We start from the raw sequence: 9628 nt of genomic DNA on the forward strand, positions 1-9628 counted from the left end.
GATACTATGAATTTCATGAGGAATCTATCCAAAACATTGCAGATAAATTAATGCAGCATTATGGGAAGAAAATCGTTGTCAGCCCGAAAATATCGAATGTTACTTTTAGCGGGAAGCTGGATATTCGGGAAGATTTGAAGGATGTATTAGAGAATTTAGCTTCGATAATCCCGGCGAAAGTTGTTACAACGAAGGATGGAGAATATCGTTTAAAATGATAATTGAAAATGATTTTTACTTCTATATATAATTCTTTTACTGGCATTTTGCAAAAGCAGATTACCTGAAATCTGAGTATCCGGGCAAAAGTATGTCTGCCAGAATTTAAAACCTTGCATTAAAAGGGCAAAATTAAATATCAAAGAATGCTCCTGGTAAAATATTATCAGTGCCATAATTGTATTAACACATAACTTTTAATAAAAAAAACAAAAACAGAATGGAAATGAATGGACCATAGAATAAAAAAAAGGTTGAGCAGGTTCTTCATCAACCCATCCAACCTGAAAATTTTAAAACTAAAATTTATCGTTAACTAAAACTTTTTAAATGTATGAAAAATTACTTGACTAATAGCCATAAAAAGGCTAAAACAAGGTATTTGTTATCACTAAAAAATATTTTTTTGATTTTTTTGATTTTTTTATTCACTACAGAAAACATTTTAGCAAATCCAACCCGTCCCAAGCAGGAAATATTTTCTATTCACGGAGAGATGACCGTTTTACAGATCTTCAAACAAATTGAGAAGAATAGTAAGTTTGTCATAGTATACCGGGATGGGGCGGTCGATCTTAACCGCAAAGTTAAAATAAATGCAGTCAATAAATCCGTAGACGAATTATTGAATATAGTCTTTACGGGAACTAGCAATACTTATGAAATCAAAGACCGACAAATTACGATTCACAACAGACCTGCAGTCAGAAAGTCTCCCAACAACGATATCCGGATTTCGGGAACGGTACTGGATAAAGAAAAAAATACTTTGCCCGGTGTAAGTGTAAAAGTAGTCGGTGAAGAAGCTTCGAGAAATACGATTACGGATGTAAACGGGCATTTTTACCTGAATGTCCCCGATAAAAGTTCTGTTATCGAATTTTCGTATGTGGGTTACAAAACCCAAAGAATTAAAGTAGGTAACGAAATTAATTTTAACATTACACTGGAAGAAAATGTAATGGCCTTGAACGAATTTGTGGTAACGGGTTATGGTAGCCAGAAAAAATTGTCGGTTGTTGGTGCCATTGAAACCCTGGAACCCCAAAAATTGCAGGTAGGTTCTACACGTTCCTTATCCAATAACCTTGCCGGACAAGTTTCAGGTTTGATCGCTGTAACCCGTTCGGGTGAACCCGGATATGATAATTCCAATTTCTGGATTCGGGGTATATCGAGTTTCTCAGGAACAACAACGCCATTGGTATTGGTTGATGGTATTGAACGTGACTTAAACAATATTGACCCTTCCGAGATTGAGTCTTTTTCAGTGTTGAAGGATGCATCGGCCAGTGCCATGTATGGTGTACGCGGCGCTAACGGGGTTATTATCATTAATACAAAACGAGGCAGTGTTGGACCTCCGACAGTGGATCTTCGTGTTGAACATTCTATTTCGGGACCTACCCAACTTCCGCAATTTATTGGCGGAGCCGATTATATGGAACTCCTCAACGAGTTGAAAGAAAACAAGTCGCAACTGCCTTATTCGCAGGAACAAATTGATAAAACACGTTACGGATACGACAAAGACCTTTACCCTGATGTAAATTGGATAGATGAAATTTCAAAAAAATATGCTTATTCTACAAGAAGCAATCTGACGGTAAGCGGCGGTTCAAATTTCTTACGCTATTGTTTGGTTGCATCTGTGTATAATGAACAAGGTATGATCGCAACAGATAAAAACCTTCCTTACGATACAGATCTTAAATTGACCCGGTATAACATGCGTTCCAATGTCGATTTGGACATTACCAAGACAACTACCCTGCGTTTGAATGTCGGCGGTTATATGCAGAACCGTCATTCCCCCGATTGCAGCATTAATGATTTATTTTCTGATGCGTTCAAAACAAGTCCGATTGCATATCCGGCACGTTATTCAGACGGAACAATCCCTGTCGTAGCGAATCGGGTTAATCCTTGGGCAGTAGGCACTCAATCGGGTTACAAGATTGATATTAATACACAACTCCAGTCTTTAGTTTCACTCGAACAGAACATGAAAATGTTTACACCCGGGTTGAAAGCAAAATTCACCTTCTCTTTCGACTCGTACAATTATAGCGGCCGTTATCGGGACCAGAATCCAACGTATTACAATATTGCTACCGGCAGGGATGAAGAAGGTAAATTGATTCATACCGTCCTTAGCTATGGCGATGAGTCATTAAGTTCTGGAAACAGTGGAGGCTACGGTACCAAGAATATTTATCTGGAAGGGAATTTGACTTACAACCGTACGTTCGGAAAACACGATATAGATGCTTTGTTCCTCTATAATCAGCAAAGTTATGATCAGGGCACCGTTCAGCCTTACCGTAAGCAAGGTATTGCCGGACGTTTGTCCTATGTATTCGATCGCCGTTATATAACGGAGTTCAATTTCGGTTATAACGGTTCCGAGAACTTTGCCAAAGGCCAACGTTTCGGTTTCTTCCCTTCGGTGGCCTTAGGTTGGTTAATTTCGGAAGAGCCCTTCATGAAAAGCTTTAAAGGGACTATCAGTAAAATGAAACTTAGAGGTTCGTATGGTAAAGTCGGCAATGATAATATCGGCGGACGTCGTTTCGCCTATATAACGACGATTTATACCGGCCAAGGTTCTTACCAATGGGGTGACAATGGGCAGGTTAATCGCAGCGGTATTACCGAAGGGGATATAGGGGTCAGCAATCTGACTTGGGAAACTTCATGGAAATCGGATCTTGGTTATGAACTCGGTTTGTGGAACAATGCATTTGAATTGCAGGTAGACCTGTTCAGGGAAAAACGTTCGAACATCTTTATGCAACGCAGTACTATTCCTACTCAAGCCGGTTACATCACTACTCCATGGGCAAATTATGGGAAAGTGACCAACAAAGGTGTAGATGCCTCTTTGAATTATAATAAAAGAATTGATAATGACTGGAGTGTAGGTTTCCGCTCCACGTTCTCCTATGCCATCAATAAAATTAATGAGATAGATGAGCCGGAAGGCAGGATAGGAACATATCGCGCTATAACCGGACGTTCGATGAATACCCTTTGGGGACTTCAGACAGAACGATTGTTCACAAAAGATGATTTTGATGCCAACGGAATCTTAAAATTCGGTATTCCTGCTCAATCAGTGGGCGCTGCCACTGTTCGTCCCGGGGATATTAAATACAAAGACATGAATGGTGACGGCATGATTACCGATGCTGATGAAGGATATATCGGCGGTACGGCCGATCCCCGTATTGTTTATGGTTTTGGCGGCAACATCGTTTTCCGTAATTGGGATTTGAATGTATTTTTTCAGGGAATTGGCGACACACATCGCATCATCGGAGGATCTTCTTATTTCCTTCCAGGAAGCGGCCAAGGACTGCTGGGTAATATCTATTCCAACTATCAAGACCGTTGGACAGAAGAAAACCCTTCGCAGAATGTCTTTTGGCCCCGCTTGTCCGAATCGCCCAATCAACAGAATTATCGTTCTTCTACCTGGTGGAAGAAGGATATGAGTTTCTTGCGTTGTAAAACAATAGAATGTGGTTACAGTCTGCCTAAACCTATTATTACCAGGCTCCATTCCAATAGTATTCGGTTTTACATAAGCGGCAACAATCTGTTCTGCATTTCTAAATTCAAAATGTGGGATCCAGAATTAGCTTCAACCGATGGTTTGAGATATCCGCCTATGCGTTCAGTGATGTTTGGTATCGATGTTAATTTTTAAATGAATGAAGAAAATGAATAAATTTAAAAAAATAAATACAATCATAGCCGGATTCCTCTGTTTACTTTCTTTTAATTCCTGTAGTTACCTGGATAAAGAACCGGATACGGAGTTGACCATGGATATGGTTTACCAAAACAGGACCAAAGTAGAAGATGCTCTGGCTTATGTCTATGCCGGATTACCAAATCCATCGAGAGGCTATTTAAATGATATCGGTTGGGAAGTCTTTGCAGACGATATAACCCCTTCAAAAAGATGGCAACAATGGGATTGGCCCAATATTCCCAAAATATTCGGTCAATGGACCCCGAATACAGGATGGAATGGTAATTTTTGGGCAGATTATCCACGAAGAATCCGTGAAGCCTATCTTTTCATCAAAAATGTCAAACCCCTGCCTGAAGAAGACCTGACGCAAACTGAAGTGAATTATATGAAAGCAGAATGCCGTTTCCTGACAGATTATTATTGGTGGAATTTGGCAAAAACCTATGGGCCTGTTCCTTTTAAACCCAATTATATAGCTCCGTCCGATTTTAAATTATCCGACTTGTTGACTGGCCGTACACCTTTCGATTCCATTGTCAATTATTTGGATAAAGATATGCTTGCCACCTCTAAACTACTTCCGGCCTCTTATTCCCAGGCGGAGAAATATGGCCGTGTTACTTCCATTATGTGTTTGACGGAACGTGCCCGTATGTTGCTTTTCGCAGCCAGTCCATTATGTAATGGAAATGAATGGTATAAGGGTTATACCAATAAAGATGGTACACACTTGTTCAGTACTACTTATGACCAGAACAAGTGGATAAAAGCAGCTGAAGCCTTCAAACTTTTGATTGATGAAGCAGAAAATGCCGGCCATAAGTTGTATGTCGAATATAATGATGATGGTACGGTTGATCCGTTCAAATCTTGCGAAAACATGTTCTTTACCAAGTATACCAGTGGAAATAAAGAGATTCTATTCCCATATACCAGTACTAATAGTACAGACTGGAATTATCAATATTATACACGGAAATCCCTTACCCTTGAATTTGGTGGTGGTAACGGCTTAGGAGTTTACCAGGGCCTGGTGGATGCTTTTTTCACCAAAAATGGTTTGCCAATTACCGATCCGAACAGTGGTTATGTTGAAACAGGTTTTTCTTCCGCCAAAGAGACCCGAACTACCAATTGGAATGAGGGAACCGGTGTAAAGGGAGAAGTAACCGCTTTGGGTACCTATAATATGTATTGTAACCGTGAACCCCGTTTCTATACGGCGGTAAGTTACAATGGCTCCTGGTACTCTGTGGCATCCAGAAAATATGATTTCTTCAAGAATCATAAAGATAATGGTTATACACACGATGCTCCGCAAAACGGCTATTTGGTCCGTAAGAAAATATATCCTTTTGATAACAATAAAAAGGGCAGTTGGCTGAATACTCGTCCTCTATGGCTCTATCGTTTGGGTGGCGCATATTTGGATTATGCTGAAGCTGAAAATGAGGCTTACGATAATAGTTCGGCAAGACTGGAAGCATTAACCTATATAAATAAGATACGTGTACGTGCCGGCGTTCGTCAATATACCACAGCAGCTGTTGCTCAGGATGATGCAAACTTCATCCATGTAGATGACACTCAGGATGCCATCCGCAAAATAGTACACATGGAACGCCGTGTAGAACTATGCTGCGAAGGTACACGCTGGGACGACATCCGCCGTTGGAAAGATGCAGAAAATTTGCCGGAAGTGACAGGTGATGACTACGGGATGAATTTTTCAGGTGCCAATGCTGCAGATTTCTATCAGCGTACAATATACCAGACCCGTGTATGGAAAAAAGCTTATTACTGGTTCCCTGTTTATATTACTGAGATGGATAAAAACCCGAACCTGGTCCAATCTCCTTTCTGGAATTAAAGACTCAAACATTTAGATAATAAAGCTATGAAAATGAATATGAATATTAAGAAACAATTATATCTGCTTCTGTTTTTGATACCCATTTTTGCTGGATGCAACAAGGAGCCCGATTATTATACGCTGAATGCGCCCAATGATCAGATGAAGGTAACTGCTTCTTCGGACAGTATTACGCTGGAGCGGGCATATCAGGATGAAGAAGCTGTTAAATTTACCTGGAATGAAGCCATTGACCGTGGTTCGGATACTCAGTTGACCTATTACTTCCGTTTGTACAATGCTGATGCCAAAGATGAGGTAAGTGAACTGGTAAAAATTGATGCGGGAACGCGTTCCATTAGTTGGACGAATCGCCAAGTCAACGACCTGCTTGCATCATGGGGGTTCAATCCGGGTGATAAGGTAAACCTTGTGGGTGAAGTCATTGCTAAAGTTATTGCTTCAAAGAACTATATGAAACCTGAAACTTCGAAAGTACAGCTCAAAGTTGCCTGTTACGACCCGCAGGATATAATGTATACCTGGACACAGGCAGGCGGAACGAACCGTGTCATAACCATGGAAACGACTCAAGACGACAGCATTTACCATTGGTCAGGCTCTTTGTCTCCTTGCGAGTATTGGTTCTCTACCGATAAAAACAATGGTAATCCTGCTTACGTAAAAGGAAGCACCGATAATACATTGACCTATTCGAAGACAAATGCGGGTAATCACTTTACCATTACTGAAGCAGGACTTTATAATATTACAGTCAATCTTAATAAAATGACTGTAACCATAGAAAAAACGCCGGTATATCATGCGTTCTATATGGTAACCTCAGCCAATGGTCTGGAAACAGTTACTCCGATGGATAACCTAGATGATGGTTCCGATTACTTCCACTGGAGCGGTACGTTAACAGCAGGTACACAAATCCGGTTTGCTTCCGACATGAACAATACCTGGCCTGCGTATGTTCCGGATGCCAACGACAATTCAAAGTTGGTGATAGCTCAATCGGGAGCTACTATGCTGAATATTACAAAGACTGCCAATTATGAAATCACAGTTAATTTAGCAGATAAGAAAATAGTATGTCTCGATGTATATAAATTGCCTTATGGAGGGATGTGGGCTGCCGGTGATGCCGTCCCTGTAGGATGGGACAATGGCCGTAATTCCTGTCCTTTCGTTCATAGCGATCTGAAGAATCATCCGGAGATCTGGACTTTGAAAACCTCTTTCAATGGTGGTACTACTGGATTTAAGATTATTACAATACCTGGTCAATGGAAGAATGAGATTGTATCTGTTTCCACAACAAATAATAATCCGTGCAATGTATGGTTGGATGCCGGAGTTAGAGGCATAACGGTATCCGGGGACAACAAATTTGTACCGGGAGTTACCGGAGTTTGGACAGTAAAGGTCGACCTCCACAACATGAAAGTGACCATGGTACAATAGAAACAACGATTATTAATATTAATGTAAGACAATGGAAAAATTGAATAATATAAAGTATACATTACTCGTAGTACTACTTGGAGGTGTCTTGGGTTGCTCAAAATCAAAGGATATTAATGCGCCTATATTTGGAGGAACGATATCGAGTACCTATACCAATCCAGTATATAATGGGGACGCTGCTGATCCTACCGTGATCAGGGCGCGCGACGGGAAGTTCTATGTCTATTCCACCACAGCGAAAATATTAGAATCTACCGACATGGTAGATTGGACTGAGGGAGGAAATGCACTTTCAGGGAACAACTATCCTTCGTGGTTGCCTGGCGGTAGTGTCTGGGCTCCCGATATTCATTATATCGGAGGGAAGTATGTGATGTATTATGCCTTATCCACTTGGGGCGAAATCCATAAAAACGGCGTAGGGGTAGCCACAGCATTGGACCCGGCCGGACCGTTTACCGATTTGGGCAGCCTGGTAATCAGTCAGGATTGCGGGGTACTGAACAGCATCGATCCGTGCTACTTTGATGAAAACGGGCACAAATATCTGATTTGGGGAAGTTTCCAGGGTATCTATTACATCGAATTGAATAATACCGGGCTAAAAATCCTGAGTGGCAGCAAACCCGTCCAGTTGGCCGGAAATGCCTTTGAAGGTACGTTTATTTACAAGCACAACAATTATTATTATTTGTTCGCTTCGGTCGGAACGTGCTGTAACGAATTGGCTTCCACTTACCAGACAGTTGTCGGGCGTTCAACATCATTATTGGGACCCTATGTCGATAAGAACGGCAAATCCATGATGGACAATGGTTATGAAGTGGTCATTTCCGGCAGTAATGCTTTTAAAGGAACAGGCCATAACTCCGGGCTCATTACCGATGACAAAGGTGTAACCTGGATACTGTATCATGCCTGGAATGTAGCTGATGTTAATGCCGGACGTTGCTTGATGCTCGATCCCATAACCTGGGTCGATGATTGGCCAACAGTGAAAGATGGTGTCCCTTCTTCTACCCCGACGCAAGGTCCGACCTTTAATAATTAATGATGTTGTGAAAAATTTAATAATTAATAAATGATGAAGAAATTTATTTTTTATATGACAGCTGCATTGGTTTGTGTTTGCGTATTGAATGCCTGCGATGATAAAGGTTTGGGTGATCCTCTGGCTACTAAAATGAAAATAGAATCGTCCACCTACAATGTCAGCATTGGTAAAACGAGCGCCGATACGACAGTGGCTACTATACGTTGGATTGACATAAAGTCGCCTTCCTACAAGTTGACTTTGTCGAACAGTAAGAACGATACCACGGTTGTACTCACCGACAATAGCAAAGCTGCCGATAACAACGTCAGGGTGTTGACCCTATCGGACAAGCAAATACTGGATTACTTACACCAAATGCATTTGACAGAGAATACGACGGACACCTTGAAGCTGACTATTGCCGGGACAAGAACAGACGGAGTGGCAGACTCAGTCACTGCAACAATTAACGTTACGGTTCAAAACTCTTCTATTGCCGCGCTTTCTGATAAAAACATACCTAAAGTATCGTACAATCTTTTATCTGTGAAATCAGTTCCGGACATTAAAGCTCCGAAGTGGGTGAATAGAAAAGTACAGGAGAAGCCTTTATTCACGGCTTGCAATTTTGATATTGCAGTCGCTCAGGAAACATTGACAAATCAAGTGAATAATGCTCTTGCTGATGAGAATTTGCAGACATTTTTTAGAAAATCCTGATTAAGGGTTTCCATCCCTGATGTGGCAGTTTCGCATAGTTGCTGAAAGGTTACTTATCCGCGTATGTTTACTGTGGAAAATTTAAACTGTTCAATTTCTTTTGAATAGCTGAGTTTTACCGGAGTAATTGCTAAGCTGCCGTAAAATATAGAAAAGAGAGGATGCTCCCGGTAGCATCTTCTCTTTTTATTAAACATCAGAATAAGTATTTATGAAACGCCCATGTTTCCGGAGACACAAAAACAACTATGAACCGATCCGTCGGCTGACTGATCACTTAGGTAAAATAGCAAACATGGTGTTCCCTACCACCTTTGAAAATTAAATACTCTTCCTATGAATAAAATATTTCCCCTGATTTTTATTTTTTGTTTTCTGCTTTTTCAAAATGGAAAAGCTCAATCTTCTGACACCATCGTCGATGGTCATGCCCGTTTTACAGTATTGACCCCTACTCTTATCCGCATGGAATATTCAGGTGATAGTATTTTTGAAAATAGTCCAAGCTTTAATGTGATTAACCGTAACTTGTCTGTTCCCTCATATACAACACAGGTAAATA

Annotated in this window: 7 protein-coding genes; all 7 read left to right on the plus strand. The window is 40.8% G+C overall.

The genetic code is table 11. The features are described 5' to 3' along the window. Positions 1-218: DUF4974 domain-containing protein (locus Q8907_08195; protein MDP4274243.1), on the plus strand; the 218-nt coding region annotated here is incomplete at its 5' end. A gap of 497 nt (positions 219-715) precedes the next feature. Then, positions 716-3931, plus strand: a complete 3216-nt coding sequence (locus Q8907_08200; protein MDP4274244.1) for a TonB-dependent receptor — start codon at positions 716-718, stop codon at positions 3929-3931. Positions 3932-3935: 4 nt separating this feature from the next. Beyond that, on the plus strand, positions 3936-5852 hold the full coding sequence (locus tag Q8907_08205; protein MDP4274245.1) for a RagB/SusD family nutrient uptake outer membrane protein: 1917 nt from the start codon (positions 3936-3938) through the stop codon (positions 5850-5852). A 33-nt stretch (positions 5853-5885) separates the two neighbouring features. After that, entirely contained in the window at positions 5886-7307 is a 1422-nt protein-coding gene (locus Q8907_08210; protein ID MDP4274246.1) for a SusE domain-containing protein, read from the plus strand. A gap of 31 nt (positions 7308-7338) precedes the next feature. Continuing rightward, positions 7339-8361, plus strand: a complete 1023-nt coding sequence (locus tag Q8907_08215; protein ID MDP4274247.1) for a family 43 glycosylhydrolase — start codon at positions 7339-7341, stop codon at positions 8359-8361. Positions 8362-8391: 30 nt separating this feature from the next. Next, positions 8392-9066 (plus strand): hypothetical protein, encoded by a 675-nt coding sequence (locus Q8907_08220; GenBank protein ID MDP4274248.1) that lies wholly within the window; start codon positions 8392-8394, stop codon positions 9064-9066. A 336-nt stretch (positions 9067-9402) separates the two neighbouring features. Next, the coding region (locus Q8907_08225; GenBank protein MDP4274249.1) for a hypothetical protein at positions 9403-9628 on the plus strand (226 nt) is incomplete at its 3' end.

It is taken from the genome of Bacteroidota bacterium (assembly GCA_030706565.1).
Classification (GTDB): Bacteria; Bacteroidota; Bacteroidia; order Bacteroidales; family JAUZOH01; genus JAUZOH01.